This is a genomic window from Paenibacillus sp. Cedars (genome assembly GCF_003184205.1).
Lineage (GTDB): Bacteria > Bacillota > Bacilli > Paenibacillales > Paenibacillaceae > Paenibacillus_AQ > Paenibacillus_AQ glucanolyticus.
In genome coordinates this window covers 4168902-4188176 of the sequence record NZ_CP020866.1, presented here as the reverse complement: position 1 = coordinate 4188176, position 19275 = coordinate 4168902, and the positions used below count along the sequence as shown (strand labels likewise).

19 protein-coding genes are annotated in these 19275 nt (G+C 50.8%); 13 read left to right on the top strand and 6 right to left on the bottom strand.

The window, feature by feature from the left end; genetic code table 11:
- Nucleotides 1-168 precede the first annotated feature (168 nt).
- The 9 genes from B9D94_RS21095 to sigK all read left to right on the top strand — a co-directional run bounded on the left by B9D94_RS21095 (nucleotide 169) and on the right by sigK (nucleotide 9879).
- Complete coding sequence (locus tag B9D94_RS21095; RefSeq protein WP_063478910.1) at nucleotides 169-1707, top strand: extracellular solute-binding protein; 1539 nt, start codon at nucleotides 169-171, stop codon at nucleotides 1705-1707.
- A gap of 115 nt (nucleotides 1708-1822) precedes the next feature.
- The gene (locus tag B9D94_RS21090; protein WP_063479772.1) at nucleotides 1823-2755 is read left to right on the top strand and encodes an ABC transporter permease; all 933 of its coding nucleotides are present in this window, start codon (nucleotides 1823-1825) and stop codon (nucleotides 2753-2755) included.
- Between the two features lie 21 nt (nucleotides 2756-2776).
- Complete coding sequence (locus tag B9D94_RS21085) at nucleotides 2777-3655, top strand: carbohydrate ABC transporter permease (protein ID WP_006208946.1); 879 nt, start codon at nucleotides 2777-2779, stop codon at nucleotides 3653-3655.
- Nucleotides 3656-3675: 20 nt separating this feature from the next.
- Nucleotides 3676-5103: a family 43 glycosylhydrolase gene (locus tag B9D94_RS21080; RefSeq protein WP_148247926.1), complete on the top strand. Its 1428-nt coding sequence runs from the start codon at nucleotides 3676-3678 to the stop codon at nucleotides 5101-5103.
- A 14-nt stretch (nucleotides 5104-5117) separates the two neighbouring features.
- Complete coding sequence (locus tag B9D94_RS21075) at nucleotides 5118-6245, top strand: hypothetical protein (protein ID WP_148247925.1); 1128 nt, start codon at nucleotides 5118-5120, stop codon at nucleotides 6243-6245.
- 196 nt (nucleotides 6246-6441) lie between these two features.
- Nucleotides 6442-6759: a cupin domain-containing protein gene (locus B9D94_RS21070; protein ID WP_006208949.1), complete on the top strand. Its 318-nt coding sequence runs from the start codon at nucleotides 6442-6444 to the stop codon at nucleotides 6757-6759.
- 60 nt (nucleotides 6760-6819) lie between these two features.
- Entirely contained in the window at nucleotides 6820-7629 is an 810-nt protein-coding gene (locus tag B9D94_RS21065) for an alpha/beta hydrolase (RefSeq protein WP_148248833.1), read from the top strand.
- A gap of 287 nt (nucleotides 7630-7916) precedes the next feature.
- Nucleotides 7917-8978 carry a dienelactone hydrolase family protein gene (locus B9D94_RS21060; protein WP_148247923.1) on the top strand — a complete coding sequence of 354 codons (1062 nt, stop codon included), beginning with the start codon at nucleotides 7917-7919 and terminating at the stop codon, nucleotides 8976-8978.
- 199 nt (nucleotides 8979-9177) lie between these two features.
- Nucleotides 9178-9879 carry an RNA polymerase sporulation sigma factor SigK gene (gene sigK / locus B9D94_RS21055; protein ID WP_006208952.1) on the top strand — a complete coding sequence of 234 codons (702 nt, stop codon included), beginning with the start codon at nucleotides 9178-9180 and terminating at the stop codon, nucleotides 9877-9879.
- Between the two features lie 121 nt (nucleotides 9880-10000).
- On the opposite strand, the gene B9D94_RS21050 is transcribed toward sigK, so the two are convergent.
- Genes B9D94_RS21050 through garR form a run of 3 tightly spaced genes read right to left on the bottom strand, consistent with a single transcriptional unit; the run spans nucleotide 10001 to nucleotide 13739 of the window.
- Nucleotides 10001-11434: a four-carbon acid sugar kinase family protein gene (locus B9D94_RS21050; protein WP_148247921.1), complete on the bottom strand. Its 1434-nt coding sequence runs from the start codon at nucleotides 11432-11434 to the stop codon at nucleotides 10001-10003.
- 37 nt (nucleotides 11435-11471) lie between these two features.
- Entirely contained in the window at nucleotides 11472-12815 is a 1344-nt protein-coding gene (locus B9D94_RS21045; RefSeq protein WP_036644544.1) for a GntP family permease, read from the bottom strand.
- A 30-nt stretch (nucleotides 12816-12845) separates the two neighbouring features.
- Nucleotides 12846-13739: a 2-hydroxy-3-oxopropionate reductase gene (gene garR / locus B9D94_RS21040; RefSeq protein WP_148247919.1), complete on the bottom strand. Its 894-nt coding sequence runs from the start codon at nucleotides 13737-13739 to the stop codon at nucleotides 12846-12848.
- 216 nt (nucleotides 13740-13955) lie between these two features.
- On the opposite strand from garR, the gene B9D94_RS21035 reads away from it, so the two are divergent.
- Nucleotides 13956-14579, top strand: a complete 624-nt coding sequence (locus B9D94_RS21035; protein ID WP_006208957.1) for a GntR family transcriptional regulator — start codon at nucleotides 13956-13958, stop codon at nucleotides 14577-14579.
- Between the two features lie 77 nt (nucleotides 14580-14656).
- Here B9D94_RS21035 and B9D94_RS21030 read toward each other — a convergent pair whose 3' ends face one another.
- The 3 genes from B9D94_RS21030 to B9D94_RS21020 form a co-directional block, all read right to left on the bottom strand.
- Nucleotides 14657-14929, bottom strand: a complete 273-nt coding sequence (locus tag B9D94_RS21030) for a hypothetical protein (protein WP_076152267.1) — start codon at nucleotides 14927-14929, stop codon at nucleotides 14657-14659.
- Between the two features lie 210 nt (nucleotides 14930-15139).
- The gene (locus tag B9D94_RS21025; RefSeq protein ID WP_006208959.1) at nucleotides 15140-15418 is read right to left on the bottom strand and encodes a hypothetical protein; all 279 of its coding nucleotides are present in this window, start codon (nucleotides 15416-15418) and stop codon (nucleotides 15140-15142) included.
- 160 nt (nucleotides 15419-15578) lie between these two features.
- Nucleotides 15579-16415: a sugar phosphate isomerase/epimerase family protein gene (locus tag B9D94_RS21020; protein WP_076152266.1), complete on the bottom strand. Its 837-nt coding sequence runs from the start codon at nucleotides 16413-16415 to the stop codon at nucleotides 15579-15581.
- Between the two features lie 310 nt (nucleotides 16416-16725).
- On the opposite strand from B9D94_RS21020, the gene B9D94_RS21015 reads away from it, so the two are divergent.
- From B9D94_RS21015 to B9D94_RS21005, 3 genes are all read left to right on the top strand, one after another.
- Nucleotides 16726-17691, top strand: a complete 966-nt coding sequence (locus B9D94_RS21015) for an acetylxylan esterase (protein WP_148247917.1) — start codon at nucleotides 16726-16728, stop codon at nucleotides 17689-17691.
- Between the two features lie 272 nt (nucleotides 17692-17963).
- A complete protein-coding gene (locus B9D94_RS21010) occupies nucleotides 17964-18335 on the top strand; it encodes a Na-translocating system protein MpsC family protein (protein ID WP_006208962.1) in 372 nt (123 codons plus the stop codon).
- A gap of 150 nt (nucleotides 18336-18485) precedes the next feature.
- Entirely contained in the window at nucleotides 18486-19265 is a 780-nt protein-coding gene (locus B9D94_RS21005; protein WP_006208963.1) for an ABC transporter ATP-binding protein, read from the top strand.
- Nucleotides 19266-19275: the final 10 nt, after the last annotated feature.

Sequence of the window (19275 nt, the reverse complement as noted above, 5' to 3'; positions counted from 1 at the left end):
GTGCCATGACAGTGGCAGCATAATCATTAGATTTGATTTAGGTGGTTCCACATATGAGGCGAGCCCGAAATCGCTACATCCAATCTTGGGATTATATACGTAACGGAGCGCCCTAATCTAAGCTGTTATTTGCCAGGCCCATTCAAATTTTAATACGGAGGTCAGAAGATGAAGAAGAAAAAAGCCAGTTCCATCCTGGCAATTGTAACCGCTTTATCGGTGGTGGCGGGTTGTGGCGGCGGCAGCTCCGCGCCTGCGGCAACCGGCACTTCCAATGGCAGTGCAGCGCAAGGGGAGAATAAGAGCGAACCGGTAGCCATCTCGATCATGGCCAACCTCCATACCCCTGAAGTTCCCTCCGATATGATTGAGAAGCTGCTGGAAGAGAAAACGGGCACCAAGCTGGAGATTCAGTGGGTACCGGACGGTACATATGACGAAAAGGTTAATGCATCCTTTGCCACAGGAACGCTGCCGCAAGTGACATATCTAAAGAATGCAGCTTCGCTGGTGAATATGCGTGATGCGATCCGCAACGGTCAATTCTGGGAAATCGGCCCGCTGCTGGATCAGTACCCGAACCTCAGTCGGCTGAAACCGGAGGTGTTAAAGAACACGGCGGTGGACGGCAAAATTTATGCACTTTACCGTGAAGTGCCCTTGTCGCGCCAAGGCATCATTTACCGCAAGGATTGGGCCGACAAGCTTGGGCTCAGCGCTCCAACTCATATCGACGAATTCTACAACATGCTGAAGCAGTTCAAGGAGAACGATCCTGACGGCAACGGCAAAGATGATACCATCCCGCTGACGGATCGAAACGATTTGGTCTATGGTGCCTTCAAGACGATAAGCTCCTGGCTCGGTACACCTAACAACTGGGGCGAGAAGGACGGCAAGCTGGCACCCGAATTCATGTTTCCTGAGTATATGGAGACGATGAATTTCTTCAAGAAGCTTCACCAGGAAGGCCTGATTAATCAGGATTTTCCGGTCACCAGCAAAACCGATCAGCAAAATCTGTTCATCACTGGCAAGTCCGGTGTTTACATCGGAGCGATGGGGGATGTATCCAGCTTGCATCCGAAGGTCGTGGAAGTGAACCCGGATGCAGAGCTCGACGTCCAGAATAAAATCGAAGGCGGACCGAACGGCTATGGCATCTGGTCTGTGCCCGGCTATGGCTCGGTTATTCTCTTCCCGAAAACCGCCATTAAAACAGAAGAGGATCTGAACAATGTCCTTACATTTATGGATCAACTGATGAGTCCAGAACTTGGCAACCTGATCTATTGGGGGGTTGAAGGCACGCATCACAAGCTGGAGGACGGCAAGGTCATTCCTTCGGAGGACACCAAGCTGACGGATCGTGAAGTGAAGCCCTATCAAGCGATCCAGGTCGGCGGGCCTTTAACAATCGAAGGATTTTATGAACCGAAGCATATGCTCCCTGTCAAAGCAAAATCCGAAGAGATGATTACGGAGAACAATGATTATCTGATTGAGGACCCGTCGGCCGCGCTCGATTCCAAGACGTTTAACGAAAAAGGCGTACAGCTGCAGGAGATGATTAAGGACGGTACGTATCGCTACATGCTTGGCGATATCGATGAGGCCGGATTTCAGTCCGTCGTAGATAACTGGCTGAAGAGCGGCGGTCAACAAATTATAGATGAATTCAATGTTTCCTACTCATCCTCCAAATAATGAACAGGCCAGCATCCCGAGGAATCGGGGGACTGCGATGCTCTGCAGTCCCCCCGGGGGTTCGGGGCAGAAAGGAAGTCTTTAGATCATGAGCGAAACCGCAGTGAAGGCCGGGATGCGCAAAAGCACCCCCAAAATACCGGAGTCTGGCCGAATGAGAAGAATCATAAAAAACCGGGCGATCTACCTCATGATTCTTCCGGGGTTTTTATACTTTCTGATCTTTAAATATATCCCGATGTCGGGATTGATCATAGCTTTCCAGGATTATCAGGCTTATCTTGGCGTTACGGGCAGCCCCTGGGTTGGACTCAAGCATTTCGAACGGCTGTTTACCGAGCCGATGTTCTTCACGATCCTTGGCAACACACTGCTGCTGTTTTTCTTGAACCTGGCGTTCTATTTTCCTGTGCCGATTATTCTAGCCTTGATGCTGAATGAGGTGCGGCGCGAGGTGTTTAAACGTTTTATCCAGACGCTGGTATACATTCCCCACTTCATGTCTTGGGTCATCATCGTATCCATTTCGTTTGTGATGCTCTCGATGGACCGCGGAATCATTAATGAGTTAATGGTTATGGCCGGATTCGACAAAATCAATTTTCTCATGAGCAGCGATTGGTTCAGGCCAATGTATGTCATGCAGGTCATCTGGCGGGAAGCGGGCTGGGGGACCATCATTTATTTGGCCGCCATGGCCGCGATTGATCCCGGTTTATACGAAGCGTCCCGAATGGACGGGGCAAGCCGTTTTCGGCAAATGTGGCATATTACGCTCCCCTCCATTCGCAGCGTGATCGTTGTACTGTTGATTCTGAAAATCGGGGATGTGCTGGAACTTGGATTCGAACATATTTATCTCCTCTTAAACTCGATGAACCGGGATGTGGCGGAGATATTCGATACGTATGTATACACTGCGGGTCTCAAGCAAGGACAATTCAGCTTCAGTACAGCCGTCGGGTTCTTCAAATCACTGATCGGTCTGATCTTGGTGATGCTGGCCAACAAGCTGGCGAAAAAAGCCGGAGAAGAAGGCATCTATTAAATAACAGAAAGGTGGACCGCTATGGTACAAGATAAAACGATTTCGAGCCGAATCTTCGATATCGTGAACTATACGCTGCTGTCGATCATTGGCCTGGTTACGATTCTGCCTTTCCTTCATGTCATCGCCGGATCCTTCACAACGGTGACGGAGCTGGCGCAGAAGCAGTTTGTCCTGTTTCCGACCGTATGGTCCCTGGATGCCTATAAATATGTATTTTCAACCAATACCGTTTTTCGCTCGCTTGGCGTTTCCGTGGGGGTAACCTTCTTCGGCACCTTGTTCAGCATGCTGTTAACCTGCCTGATGGCATACGGACTGTCGCGGAGGGATCTGGACGGCCGAAACTTCATAATGTTCATGGTATTGTTCACGATGCTCTTCAGCGGCGGTATGATTCCCACGTTCCTCGTTGTGAAGGAGATGGGCCTGATCGATACCTATGCAGCGCTGATTGTCCCGACGGCCATCAACGCCTTCAATCTCATTATCATGCGAAACTTCTTCCAGAACCTGCCTGAGGGATTGGAGGAATCCGCAAAGATCGACGGCGCAGGCGATTGGGGCATTCTGTTCCGGATTGTCATCCCTCTGTCGATGCCGGCCATTGCAACGATATCGCTTTTCTATGCGGTAACCTACTGGAACACCTATATGTCGGCGATTCTGTATCTGAATGATGCGGCCAAATGGCCTGTCCAGGTCATCCTGCGGCAGATTGTCATTCTGGCCAGCGGATTGGCAGCGGACACGTCCGGTATGGACGAATTTGTCCGTCCGCCGGAGCAGACGGTGAAGATGGCGGTCATTGTCATTGCGACGCTGCCGATCCTGTGTGTATATCCGTTCCTGCAGAAGCATTTTGCGAAAGGTGCGCTGCTGGGTTCAATCAAGGGGTAGAGAGGAGCTGTGGATCGCTAATGGAAAAGAGACAGTATGCGCCTGTTATTGCCGGGAATTATGCCGACCCCTCGGTCATCCGGGTAGGCGCGGATTATTATATGACGCATTCATCCTATAAGCTGACGCCCGGGCTTATTATCTGGCATTCGCGCGATTTGCTGAACTGGAGCAGGGTTGGGGCTGCGCTCCCCCGTTATGAGGGGGACGTGTGGGCGCCGGATTTTGTGGAGCATAACGGGGTGTACTATATCTATTATCCGGCGGGGAGAACGAACTGGGTTGTAACGGCGCCCAGTCCGGCAGGGCCATGGAGCAAACCGATCAATTTGGGCATCAAGGGAATTGATCCAGGGCATACGGTAGGACCGGACGGAAAGCGTTATCTGCATATGTCCGGAGGTGATTGTGTAGAGCTGACAGCGGATGGATTAGCGATTGCCGGTGAAATCAGACACGTGTATGACGGCTGGCGATATCCGGATGACTGGGTAGTGGAGGCATACAGTTTGGAAGGACCGAAGATCACCCTTCACGATGACTATTATTATTTGACGGTGGCTGTAGGCGGGACGGCTGGTCCGCCTACAAGCCATATGGCCGTATCGTCAAGATCCAGAACGCCTTCGGGCCCGTGGGAGCATTCTCCGTACAACCCGATAGTTCACACGGAATCCAGGAGTGAGTCATGGTGGTCCAAAGGACATGTATCATTGATAGATTCTCCGGACGGTCAGTGGTGGATGGTATACCATGCCTATGCCAACGGATTTCATTCGCTTGGCAGGCAGACCCTGCTTGAGCCGGTCGAGTGGACCCCGGACGGGTGGTTTCGTGCTGCGGGAAGCCGTCAAGGGATCGATCATCCGGATGGTGTGGAAGGTGCGATTCCAGCAGATGAGGCAGCGTCGTTTCTTGATACCTTTGACGATTCTGAACTGGGCCTGCACTGGCAATGCGAGGGTGTGGAGCCTGCGGTCCGGTTCCGTTCGGGGAATCATGAGCTGGTTGCTGAAGCGGCAGCGGAGGAAGCCACAGCTTCTCCGCTGCTCTATATGGCGGGCAGTAAGCGTTATTCGGCAGAGGTGGAGGTCGTTGTGGAGGGACCTGCAGAAGGTCGTCTGCTGCTCTATTATAATGATGCGGCATATCTCGGCATGGGAGTCAACGAGCACGGAGTCCGGCATTTCCGGTCCTTCAAGGGATACGGCACGATGCCGAATGATCAGCGCAGGGCATTTTTGCGTTTGGTAAACGATGCGCATATCGTCTCATTCTATTACAGCTTCGATGGGTTGGAATGGGTGCGGTACGACAAGGTGGTGGACGTCTCAGGGTTTCATCACAACACGTTTGGCGGATTTCAGAGCCTTCGCATCGGATTGGATGCCGTTGGTAAAGGCAAGGTAATCTTCCGGAATTTTTCGTATAACGTCCTAAGCAGCTGAAAGGGGGGCTTTGAATGCAATCCTATTTAGAAGACATTATTGAACGTGGTGACGGGCTGTTTGAAGGTTTCTTCGAGTGGCTTGCGCTTCAGTATGATGAAGTGAGCGGCGGTTTCTATTATGCACGCAGCTCCAGGGAGGGAGAGGCGTTTACGCCCGATATCGAATCGACGGCCCAAGCGCTGAATATCATCGAGTGCTGCGGAGCAGGCAGCTTGCTGAGCGCAGAGAGGAGAGCTCGAATCGTCCGTTTTTTTCAAGCGAAGCAGGACCCGGTAACGGGTTTTTTCTATGATGCTGATCCCCGGATGAGAAGGGACGATGTGATGGTCGGCCGTGCACTCGGTTATAGTCTGGGGGCTCTTGGCAAGTTGGGAGCTGCCCCCTTGCACCCGCTGCCGGGCCATCGCAATATGGCGCCGGAATACTGCGATTCACCTGAGGTTTATGCCGAATGGCTCCGCTCGGTCAGTCTGGCGAACAGCTGGCGCGGCTGCGACAGATTGTGCAATTCTGCTCCGCATCTGATGCAGATGACAGCGGAGCAGCGGCAGCTCTTTTTAAGAGAAGCGCTGTCTTATTTCGCCAGCATGCAGGATCCGGAGACCGGGTTGTGGGGAGAAGGCGCCCCCTACGTCCAAATTTCAGGGACCTTTAAGCTGCTGACCTTCTATAACCGATTCCATGTTCCGCTGCCGCGGACGACAGAGATATACCGGTCATTGCGGCATGCCCTGCGAAATGAGAGGGCAGTGGATATGTGTTATATTCGGAATCCGATCAGTCTGCTGTCATCGATGAGAATGGAACTACCAATGAAGGCATTGGCCGAGATCACCGAGATTACCCTGCACAACATGGCACAGCTTAAGCGTGAGGATGGAGGATTCTCCAGAGAGATCGATCACTCCCCGCCAGCTCCGAATGTGGCGCAGGTAAAGCCGGGAGAGTATTATCCCGACATGCCCGCGGCTGTTCCGTTAGGTATGGGTGAGGTGGAAGGGGACATGAATGCGGGAACGCAGGCCATTCTCATTCGTTACTCCCTGCGCGAGCTTGGAGGACTGCCGGAACGACATCTGCCTTATGCGGAAGCCGAGCTGCTGCCTCTTTGGGCAGATGCGAAAAGGATCGGTGAATAATCTGGCGTTCATATAGGAATTCGCGGGACCAGCGGCGAAGAAGTAGACAGGTTCATAAGGAAGCCGCAGGGGTGACGCCTTTTCATGAAGAGCGGGGATGTGCGGGGACATCGACATCAGCTGTTCTTCTTGTTGTTCCTTGCGGAAGGCAGAAATTGCTTAGAGTTAAGACATGGATTAGCAGAGGAGGAGGAACATGGCGGCCATTGGAGTTTGGGAGCAAGCGGAGCCTGGGGTTACAAGAAAGGTGTTTCAACCGGGAATCGGGCTGATGATGATGGAGGTTCATTTTGAAGAAGGGGCGGAAGGGGCACTGCATGCCCATCCTCATGAGCAGATGAGTTACTGTTTGAAGGGTGCCATTGAATTTAAGATCAACGGAGAGAAGACCCTTGTTCGTCAGGGAGACACCATCGTCATTCCCGGCGGAGCAGAGCACGGGGTGAAAGCCCTTGAGCCATCCGCTCTTTTGGATACGTTTACACCGCTCAGACTGGATTTGCTTGGCACCTGAGGAAGGTGCGAACGGAGGGAAGTGAATCTATTGACAAGGGGGCAGAAAGGAATGGGTATAATGAAGCTTTGGGAAGAGGATATTCCCGGATATGAGTCGGTGGAAGAGAAATTCGCACCGTACATGAAACCTTATCTTTTGGAAAATGATTCGCCTCGCGGAGCCGTGCTTGTGCTGCCGGGCGGTGGTTATGGAGGACGTGCAGACCACGAGGGCGATCCGGTTGCCATGTGGCTGAATTCGATTGGCTTATCGGCCTTTGTGGTTCATTACCGCGTGGCCCCTTACCGCTACCCCCATCCGCTGCTGGATGCTCAGCGAGCGATCCGTCGGGTAAGACATCATGCTGAGGAATGGAACATCGATCCGGACCGCATCGGGATCCTGGGGTTCTCTGCCGGCGGACATCTCGCGGCTACTGCCAGCACTTATTTCGATGAAGGGAACCCGGAGTCGGCAGATGCTGTGGAGCGGCATAGCTCACGGCCGAACGCTTCGATTCTGTGTTACCCGGTTATATCGTTTAAAGATCACTACCATGAGGGCTCCATGTTCAATCTGCTGGGTGAGGAGCCTTCGGAGGACAAGAGGCAGGCGCTGTCTCTGGAGCGGGCGGTGAAACCGGAGACCCCGCCTGCCTTTCTGTGGCATACCGCGGATGATGGGGCGGTTCCGGTCGAGAACAGCCTGATGTATGCCAGGGCACTAAGCGAGCAGCGCATCCCGTTTGAGCTTCATGTCTTCCCGGAGGGGCGCCATGGACTTGGGCTGGCCGAAGCGGACGTCAGTGTCGCGCAATGGACGGGCCTGTGCGAGGGCTGGCTTCGGAAGATTGGATTTTTGTCGCAAGCCGCGATACAACAAGTGTAAGGAAAATAAGGCCGAAAGGGCATGACCTTTAGAACACTTGATGACAAAACAAGCTCATCTGATGAATTCTTCAGATGAGCTTGTTCGTATGACCGAAAGATTAGGATCGGCCTCTGATCTCCTGGCGGAGGAACAGAACATAAGAGATGGCAAAGCAGATCAGGGTGGTCGTGGTCTGCCCGGCACTATGGGGCCCTGATACCCCCGGTAGGCCAGGGATGTGCATGAATCCAAGCAAGGGACGCCTTATGTGAAACAGCGAGTAAATCGAAGGAGGTGGGTTCGGGATGTGGGAAGCAGATACTTTGCTGGAGCACATGTATAACGAAGCAATAAGAGAAGCGAAAGACAGACAGGTTTCCATGAGTCTGTCAGAGAGGAAGCTGCTGTTGAAGCAAGTACTTCGGCAATTGATTGGCGAATTCGAAATCAATGTAAACCACAAGCCTGTATTGCTTGAACGGGTGCCGTGTGAAGGCTATGTTCGCGAAAGGGTGGAGCTGTCCGCCGTACCTGGTGTATCCTACGCTGCCTATGTATTGATTCCGGATGGCAGTCAGGGAAAGCCGATGCCTGCCGTCGTTGCCGTTCATGGACATGGCTATGGAAGCAGGGAGATTGTGGGGCTGAGGGAGGACGGATCAACTGATACCGATCAACCGGGCATCCATCGGCATTTCGCGGTTGAGCTGGCGCGGCGGGGCATGGTGGTAATTGCCCCGGATGTAGCCGGTTTCGGTGAACGTCGCCTTATGGCGGATCTCGCACGGGACCCGGATACCCCGAACTCCTGCCATCGGTTGTCTACCCAGCTGATGATGTATGGCAAGACAGTTGCCGGTCTGCGCGTGGCCGAGACACTTGAGGCAGTGGGCCATCTGGCCGAGCGCTCCGAGGTTCAGCCAGGCAGAATCGGCATTATGGGTTTTTCGGGCGGCGGGCTGATCTCGTTCCTGTGCGCGGCGCTGGATGAACGAATCCGGGCCGCTGTGCTGGCTGGGTATCCTAACACCTTCAAGGACAGTATCATGGAAATCCGCCACTGCGTGTGCAATTACATCCCCGGTATTCTGAATCATGCCGAGCTGCCCGAATGGCTGGGGCTGATGGCTCCCAGGCCCTTGTTTCTGGAGTCTGGAACGCATGATCCGATATTTCCCGCTGCCGGTTTTAACGCTGCAGTTGATCGGCTCAGGGAAATATACCGGCGCGAAGGCTCTGAGGAGAAGCTGCAAACCGATCTGTTCCCGGGGGCCCATCAAATCAGCGGCAGGCATTCCTACGATTGGTTATTCGAGCAGTTGAACCGCCCTGATATGCCTCCGCCATTGCCTAGGATCCGTTTTTAAAGCTTGGTGCGACTATGAAAGCCATAAATGGTTAATGCGTAATGATATGTCCCGTTATATGTCTGCATCTTGTGTTTTTTACTTATCACTTTCCCCCGTACAGGCACTTCTGGGCCGCTGCCTACATACAATGAGAAGACCGAGAAACCGAGCGCGATAAGGGCCGGTTGCATTGTAACTTCGCAGGAGGTGTCCCAAAGTGCCTGGACTGTTTACCGCAATTGCTTTGTTTATTAAAGAGTTGACCCTGCTCGTTTCGTACGTGAAAAACAACGCGTTTCCTCAGCCTCTGACTGAGGAGGAGGAAGCTAAACATCTGCAGCGAATGGCCGAAGGCGATCCTCAGTCGCGCAATAAACTGATTGAGCATAATCTTCGGCTGGTCGCACACATCGTCAAAAAATTCGATAACACCGGCGAGGATTTGGAAGACCTCATATCCATCGGAACCATCGGTCTGATCAAGGCCATTGAAAGTTTCCGGCCCAACAAGGGCACAAAGCTGGCCACATTCGCAGCTCGATGTATCGAAAACGAGATATTGATGCATTTGCGCTCGCTTAAAAAAACCCGCAAGGACGTATCCCTCCACGATCCGATAGGAACGGACAAAGAAGGGAACGAAATTACACTTATAGATATCCTCGGAACAGAAGCGGATGATATCGTGGATGCGGTGCAGCTGAAGATTGAGAAGAGCAAGATCTATAGGAATCTCGATATACTGGATGATCGCGAGAAGGAAGTTGTTATTGGTCGCTTTGGCCTGGAAGCCGGCGGAGAGGAACGGACGCAGCGGGAAATTGCCAAGGAGCTTGGCATTTCACGCAGCTATGTGTCACGCATCGAGAAGAGGGCGCTGATGAAGCTGTATCACGAGTTCTACAAGCAGAAGCGATAGGCGCAGCCCGTTGGAGTTTTTCTTGGATCAACGTTCATGGTTCTCATATAGAGCAAACAAAGCCACTTCCCATTTAGGGAGGTGGCTTTAACTTGGTTTATGCAGAACGTAAATACAGGTTCTACCGTTCCAGCAGTTCGACTGTTTCTTTTAGTGTATCCCGTGTTCCCACATTGCCCGGAAAGATGATATACGGCATGCCGGGAAACAAACTCTCATCTCCGGTAATCCATACCGGCACGCCAGGTTTGATTTGTCCGGCTACCGTGGCACGTTTGACCCGGAGACCTTTCGTGCCGATATCGCTGGACGTTATACCGCCTTTTGCAATAATATAACGAGGGCGTGCTTGCAGTCTCTCCACGATGCTGGTCACGGCATCGGAAATTTTGATGGATTGCTTCAATTCTTCTTCCTGTTTGCCTTCACCCAAATCCAGCCGCTCGCGCCGGGTATAAATCGTAACTGTTTTGCCGGAAGCAATAGCACTCTCGGCTAGAGCGATGACACGATCGGTTTCCGACTGGAATGCAGCCGCATCGGTGACCAGGTGAACATCAAATTCGATGAATGTAATCGAATCAACGGTTTTCAATTGTTCCAGCTGCTCTGTCGTTTTTTGGACATGCGATCCGACCAGGATGAGCCCGCCACTTGTGGAGGATTCTTGGATAAGCTCCTCTTTTGTAAGCAAGGGTTTGTCGCTGACACCCCCGATCACCTTGGTGAAGGAAGCCGCGCTTCGGAACATGAAATGTTTCCCTTTTTTAATCGCTTGAATAAGTGCAATGGTGAATACTTCGACATCTACATCATCGGCTGCGTTGACCACAACTTTGTTGAAATGCTCAACTGCCATGAGCTGATCCACGATGGTCTCGATTTCCAAGGCTCGAAGGGATTGAAGTGAAATATAGGTTGTATTCGCGGCGGTATACACGCCATTGGTTTTCTCTTCGACCCATTCCCCCAGGTCGGATTTGGTGTAGCCAAACGTACGGTCGCGCGCGAACTCCGTTTCACCGGCGGGAATCAGTTCTTCACCGTACAATACATAATGCACATTATCAACCGTAAACCGTCCGCCTGCCTTGAAAAAGGGGATTATAACCTCGCCATCAAACGAGATGCCGGATTGTGCCTCCACCGTGTCTTTCAGTGTTTCCGTTTCGAGCGGGTAATGGCCTCGCAGGGTGGAATCACCTCGGCTGATAATCACATATGGCTTGTTTGTCGCTTGAGATGCCTCTTCCGCATGAAGGGCAATATCACGATGCACCGCTTTTGTGTCGCTTGCCAAAAGGCCGCGGGAATTGGTCAGGATGAAGAACATCGACTGCTCCTCTTCAAATCCCTTGATCATGGTGTTGACTGTCCAATCGGTATATACCGAAATGCCATGTACCGTTTGAACCCCCGTTGGGTCATCATCCAGCACGATGATTTTCCGGTCAAATCCGTCCAATTCGTCCGCAAGTTTGGCTCTTACCCATGTTTCATCGATGCGAGGCAGGTGATCCAACACATCTGCTGCCATTCTCTTTTTCGTATTCATAGGTTCTCATCACCCTTTATCTGTATAGTCGTGCCCGTTATAGTCCTGGTAAGATGCCGCTGAACAAACTTAATACATACACCGATGCGAGCGCTGTCAATCCGGCGATGAAACCGCCGAGTGTCCATACCTTCAGCGTCTGGGTTACTGTCAGCTTGCCGAAGCGGTTCACGACCCAGAAGCCGGAGTCGTTCGGAAGCGATAAACCGATACCGCCCGCACAGATGGCCAGTCCGAGCAAAATAGGAGAAACACCCAGATCGAGAACGAGCGGCCCCATAATACTGGAGGTCGTAACGAGTGCCACGGTTGAGGAGCCCAGCGATGCGCGCAGAATCTGCGAGAATATGAAGGCCAGCATCAACACCGGAATGCTCCAGCTTTGCATCGTTGTGATCAGGTAGTCGCCAATGCCGCTATGGTTAATGACTGCCCCGAATGCTCCGCCCGCTCCGGTAATAAGCACAATCATACCGCCGGTCGCGATAGCTTCGGAATAAAGCTTGCCCGAATCCTCCGCGATGTAAGGACGCAGGAAAATGACAGCCGCGAACACGCTGATCAACAGTGCAATGTTCTTATCGCCGATAAAACCGAAGAAGGTTTCTATGGCTGTTCCCGGGTACAGCATTTTGGAGATGGTATTAGCCAGAATAAGCACAATGGGCAGTGCCAGCATCCCGAAAGACAAGGAGGTACTGATTTCTTTGCGCGGAGCTTTGTTCTCGGCTTCCTCGGCAACCACGACCTCTTCTGTGGTTTGGATGCGTTTTCCTATAAACATTCCGTAAATAAAACCGCCCACTAATGTTGCGGGGATTGCCACCAGGATACCGTACAAGATAAACAAGCCCAGATCAGCCCCGGTATTCTCGGCAACCACCATCGGACCAGGCGTTGGCGCAATCATGTTATGGGAAGTAATGAGACCGATGCCGAGAGCGGTTACAAATGTAACAATCGAGATGCCTGTTCGAGTTGCCAAGCTTTTGAGCAATCCGCTTAAGATGACGAAGGCTGCATCGAAAAACACCGGAATGGAAACAAGGGTACCTGACATGGCCAATCCGGCCGGTGAATTTTTAATGCCGAATATTTTCAGAAGCGAGCCGGCAATCTTTTCAACTGCACCGGAAGCGCCAAGAAACTGGCCGAAGATGACGCCAAGACCGATTAGAATGCCTACCCCGACCAGCGTGTTTCCGAATCCCGACGTTACGATGCCCGGCACTTCCTTGAGCGGGATGCCAATGGCAATCGCGGTGCCGAATGCGATGACGGTCAGAGCCAGAAACGGCTCTACCTTCCATTTAATAATCAGCAGGAACAAGAAGGCTAACGCAATAAGGAATACTACGATGAGCATAGGTCCTGTTAACATGTATTTTCCACCTTTACAATGATATTATTTTTAGTTCGGCATTTTTTTGACTTCCACATTTGCTGCTTTTTCATAGTATTGGACAATGCCCGCATGATCATTTGCCTGTTTGCCTTCATCCTTCAAGGTTTCAAAAATATGGCGGACATGCTCGGTCAATGGGAGGGACATATCAAATGCTTCAGCCGTCTCCATGACATTTGTCAAATCTTTCAGATTGATATCAACGCGTCCACCGGCTTTGAAATTTCGTTCGATGATCATTGGAAGCTTGGCATCAAGAACGGCGCTCCCGGCAAGCCCCCCGCGAATAGCGTGATACATTTTTTCGATATCGATGCCAGCTTTGGCAGCAAGCACAAGCGCCTCTGACATAGCGGCAATATTGACATTGACCATAATCTGATTGGCCAGCTTGGCGGTTGCACCACTGCCGCTGGGACCCACCCACGTAATGTCCTTGCCCATGCAAGCGAGCACTGGCTTAACTTTCTCAAAAAGGCTTTCATTTCCGCCGGCCATAACGGACAGTGTACCGTCGATTGCTTTGGGTTCGCCGCCGCTGACCGGGGCATCCAGCATTTCTATGCCGTGGTCTTGCAGGCTCTCTGCGACCTCCTTGGCAACAACCGGTGAGATCGAACTCATGTCGATGACAACCGTCCCGGCTTTAGCGCCTTGAACGATACCGTCTTCTCCAAGAATGACATGTTTCACAATGGCGTTGTTTGGAAGCATCGTAATAATGACATCGCTTTCAATTGCAACCTCTTTAGGTGATTGTCCATTTTTTGCCCCCAATTGCGCTAAGTGATCGATGGCCTCTGTATTCAGATCATAAACGGTAAGGCTGTAACCTTTGTTCAACAAGTTTGCGGCCATCGGTTTACCCATGATACCAAGACCTATGAATCCAATATTCATGTAAGTTCCTCCTAGATGATAACGATATTTAAAATTCGAACTAATTGTACACAATAAATTTAAAATTGTATACAAAAATATTATTATTGGATACAAGTGTAAATGTAGTGGATACAAAAATTGAAAGAAAGCTTTTAATGGACCATGCTTTCCCCTATAATTTAAGGACGGTGTATAAGTCATGCTCTATGTGTAAACGAAGGATGGGAATAATGAATGTCTAAACAAGGATTCCAAGCGGCGTATCTCCATTGTTATGAGCTGATCAGGGATAGAATATTGAACGGCGAATTGCCGGGCGGCATGAAATTGGTGGAGGAACGGCTTGCGGAGGAATTGGGTGTAAGCCGCACTCCTGTCCGTGAGTCCATCCGAAAGCTGGAGCAGGAAGGTCTCATCAAGAATAAGCGGGTGGTGAATCCGTCTGACGAGGATTTGCGCCATATTTTTCAGGTGCGCATGCTGCTCGAAGGTTTTGCTGCTCGTTGTGCGGCATTTTATATGGATGAAGCGACGCTGGAACAGCTGCAGGAATGCATAGCTGTGGCCCGCAGCGGGAGCGTCAGCGAAACCATGGAAGCTAACAAGATGTTCCATGATATTATTGTGCAGTCAAGCCGCAATCCGGAGCTTGTTCTTATCATTGATCGAATGCAGTCCATTATTTATCTGTTTCGCAGAGCGGTGGTGCATCATAAACGTCCGTTCCTCATTGATGAGCATCAGCAGATCGTGGATGCAATCCGTGCTCATGATGCTGAAGAGGCTGAGCGCTTAATGAAATCTCATCTGCAGGCAGATCTTGATTTTTACTTGCATTTGAGCAGAAGTTCAATTTAAACACCTTGTCCGGTAGCAAAAATACAAGTTGGAAAGTATAAAGCGGCGGCACCTCTCCAAGGTGCCGCCGCTTTGATCTATGTAGGGTTTAGCTCCCTTGCACCTGACAGCGAGCGCAGACTCAGGTGCGGAGAATTGCCGGATTTAAGCTGCTGCCACTGCAGCACGCGGCGAATCGCAATCGGAGCCAGGATACTGCCGATCATGCCAAGCAGATCGGATTGAAGTGCTCTTTGTGCGATGATATAGCCGCAGGATCCACCGATAAACTCGATGGACATGTAGTGTGTAACATGGGATAAAGTGACAACATAGATAACGAATTCATCGTTTTTCCTCTGGTTTGGCATAAGCAGCTCCCCCCACTCCTTCTTATCTCTGTATCTTCGGTAAATTGCGATAAGGCTCATGAGCCAGTGCATCATGGTGTTCGATTGAGGTTTTTATGCCATCTTATGTATTTTTATAGGCGGTTATGCTCTTCGGCCGGGACATACAAGCCCTGTTACGACAAAAACCAACCGTCTTGTCCACAGAATGACGGTTGGTATATACAGTTTCTACTCTGGTTTTTCTTGTCCCGGATCTGCTTGAATGGTTTCATCTTCACCGGGATAATCCCGCTTGATGCCCATGTGCAGATTGCGATCCTCATAATCGAATCGATTCGGAGGGCGTTGATCCGCGCGCCACGGACTGCTCTTGCCGAGGGATTCGCTGCGAAGATCGGAACCATAGGGTCCCTCCGGAAATTCCTCCGGTGCCAGATCGTTGCGCTGTGACTCAACGGTGGACAGATCGGTGGCTTCCGATCGTTCTTCCTTCTCAAACCCGTTCATATTGCGGCCTCCCGAAAAGGTACTTAAACTACCGTTTCAGTGTACCCTGAACACGAGAATTCATTCCGTCAGCGGCTGAACCGCGAGCTTGGATAACAGCTCATTGCCATACATAATGTTACTTATCTTGCGGTCATTCCGTACGAATCACATGATCACGCTACAGTCCGGCAGCGCCGAATACTTTATTAAAGGCTTCGCGTGATTTGGCTGCCAGCTCTTCCGGTGTTCCCGTTGGTGCAGACGGGGTCAGAATTTCTTGCGTAACCGGGCCGGTATAACCGATATCGTTCAGGGCCGTAAGGAAGCCCGGCAGATCGATGACGCCTTCACCCGGGTAGAGCCGATCATTGTCGAGTACGTCCTGGACAGGAATGTCCTTGGCGTCATTAATGTGAACATGGACAATCTGCTCGGCACGCAGCGATCGAATATCGGCGGTTGTCATCTCGTTGGTATACCAATGGTATGCATCATACAGAAGCCCGACATTCGGTTCTGCAATTGCATCAACCCAGTCCAGAGTCTCTTGGACGGTCCAGATGAACGGGTTCTTCCATTGGGTACGCAAATGATGCGGTCCTACAAATTCCAGCGCCAATCGGATCCCGTAAGCTCCGAGAATGCTGGCGCAGGCCCGCAGCCTTGTTGTGGCGAGCGCCATAAAATGTGCTGCGGACGCATCTGTCGCAGGCAGAATATATGTACAGCAGCGCGTACAGCCCAGGGCTTTGGCAGCCGCTGCCGCTGCCGGCAGTTTTTCAAGGCCGCTGAGAAACTGTTCGTCTGATCCTCTCCATTCAACGGGGAGACCGATTGCGCCTATCTCCAAGTGATGGGATTGCAGCAGATCGGCTGCCGCTTCTACTCCAAGACGGTCTGCAAGACCCTTGGCATCGATATCGACACATTGAAACTCATATTTGGCCGCGAGTTCGATAAACTGTAAATCGCTTTCAAGTTTTCCGAGTCCTGCGCTAGTTAAACCTTGCAGCATATTCATCGTCTCCATTCGCTATAAGATGTCATTTGGGGGTTAGGTGAGTGCTTCGTCTATATCAACCCTCGTTATTTCATAGTTTCTATTATGATATGTTCGACTCTATAAATCTATGATAGCTTTTATTATTTTTTACAAAAGGTTAACGGGTAGCCGTCCCGTTCCTTGTACCGCTTTATCGAAGGACCTGCCGTTTTTTGTTCGGGGCTGCTTCCTATTCTATCGAAGGGGATTGCAGGTCACTTGCCGAATAATCATGTTAACCATGTACTTCTACTTCACACGCGAAAAGGGGATTGAACACTAGATGGATACCATTAAGCTTCGCAAGAATGAACTTGGCAACCTGCGTCCGGAACCAACGATGAACGAGCAGGTACTGAATCGGTTTTGGGAGGAGGCGCTCAAGAACTACGACGATAAGCCGCTGCAGATTGTCAATCATCCGGAAGATACGCCATTTCCTCATATGAAAGTATCAAAGGTTACCTATCACGGTTATGATGATACCCCCATCCATGCATGGTATATCACGCCAGCCAGCGGTATTTCAACGAAGAAGACCATGCCATGTATCGTGACCTTCCCGGGTTATTCGGGAGATCGGGGACTTCCCGAACGGTACGCTCACTGGGTGATGCTCGGTTACGCAGTGTTTGCAGTTGATGTCAGGGGACAGGGCGGGGAGACGGGAAATCTGCTGTCCATGGACAGCGGCGTGGTGAAGGGCTGGGTGACACAGGGGATTACGGATATGCATCGTTCCTATTACATGGCAATTGCCATGGATGCTGTGAGGGCAGTTGAAACAGCGTCGCAGCAGCCGGGTGTGGACTCGGATAAAATCGCCGTGGTTGGCGGGAGTCAAGGCGGAGGTCTGGCGCTGCTCGCAGGGGCTCTGAATGCGAAGGTTTCAGCCATCGTAGCAGACATTCCCAATATGTGCAGAATGGATTACGGAATTCTGTATTCGGTCAGCTCCCTGACCGAAATCGCCCAGTACATCAAACGTTTCCCGGAGCAGCTGGATCATATTCTGGCGCATCTCGCGCATTTTGACATGCTGAATTTAGCGCCCAGAATCAAGGCGCCGGTCATGGTATCCGTGGGCTGGAAGGATACGGTTTGCATGCCTGAGACGATATATGCCGCATACAACAGGATAGAGGCGAATAAAGAAATCAGGGACTACCCGTTCTCGGGCCATGAAGTCAATGAATACCAGAAGCGGGAGGCGGTTTTGTTCCTGGAGCGGATTTTTAACGGGGAATAGAAGAGGGCACAGGGCCTAGCCGAATCAGTGGATATCTCTAACAATCTATGAAACAAGAACAGAGTAGAGCTAAGGTAGAGAAATGAAATTGTGTCATATTAATGTTATATATTTTAACATAAAATTGATTTTTGGTAACTTTTTTGACGTTATTGTATTGACAAGTGTCTGTAATCGCCTATAATTATACCCAAGGACAGAGAAAACTCGATAAACACCCTATACCTACCCCGGTCAATGTAATGAAAATTTACACAAAGGGATGTTGGACAATGACGACAGCAGGCGAACTCAAACAGGATCTTTTGAGGGTTTACAACGCGATAAATAAGAAAATATTTAACGTGGGTGTAAAGCAGCAAAAAGTCGATTTCGTCGGCAACAAAATCATCATTGTATCGAGGAATAGTAGAGTCCCCGTCCTCAAACTGCTGGATGAGAATTACCCCCTCTCTACCCGGCAGTTGGACCATCTTTTATTTCAGGTATTCAAACAGGAGATTAAAACCTGTCTCGAAGCGCAATTTCAATTTAAAATCATCTCCATTCTTAAAGACTACGATGCAGAGACCGAATACTCCGGTACCATCGTATTCTTGGAGAAGGATGTAGAAACATATCTGAACGACATGCCGGAACTCTAAGTAGAGAGCGGGCCGATCGTCAGTTTGGTACCAAGCATGCACGTATGTGCATAGATTGGGGCTGGACTGGCGATTTTTTTCATCCGCTTTTGAAAATAAATGTTTGGTATTTCTGAAAAATCATGAAATCAGAATGAAGGAGGAAGGGGTATGACTCACAAAATTGAAATTTCGGGTGTCAGCAAATGGTTCCGCAGAAATGGGGAAGAAATTGCTGCCATGCGGGAGACGAGTCTGTCGATTGAGGAAGGGCGCTTTGTTAGCATTATTGGTCCGAGCGGGTGCGGCAAATCAACCCTGTTTAACATTATCGCCGGCTTGATGCCGCCGTCCACGGGAAGAGTGCTGGCTGATGGGAAGGACATCGTGGGCAAAACCGGTTACGTGGGTTACATGCTGCAAAAGGATATGCTCCTGCCTTGGCGCACGATCCTCGACAATATCATTCTGGGCATGGAGGTTAGAGGCGTCCCCTACAAGGAAGCCGTGGAAAGGGCCCTGCCCTTAATGGAGAAGTATGGATTGAAGGGTTTTGACAAGCATTATCCGAGGGAGCTGTCGGGAGGAATGAAACAGCGCGCCGCTCTGCTGCGGACGCTGCTCTACGACCGGGATATTATTTTGCTGGACGAGCCGTTCGGCGCATTGGACGCACAGACCCGGCTGACTATGCAAAATTGGCTGCTGCAGATCTGGGAGGATTTTGGAAAGACGGTTCTGTTTGTTACCCACGACATCGATGAAGCGATTTATTTGTCGGATGATATCTATGTGTTCTCTTCCAGACCGGGGCGAATCAAATCCAAAATTACGGTAACGATGGAACGTCCGCGCAAAACGGAAGACATGACGTCTCCTGCATTTATGGAGCTGAAGCATCATCTGATGGATTTATTGTCGGCCGGGCATGAAGAAGAGCAAATATCGTAAGCGACAAGCA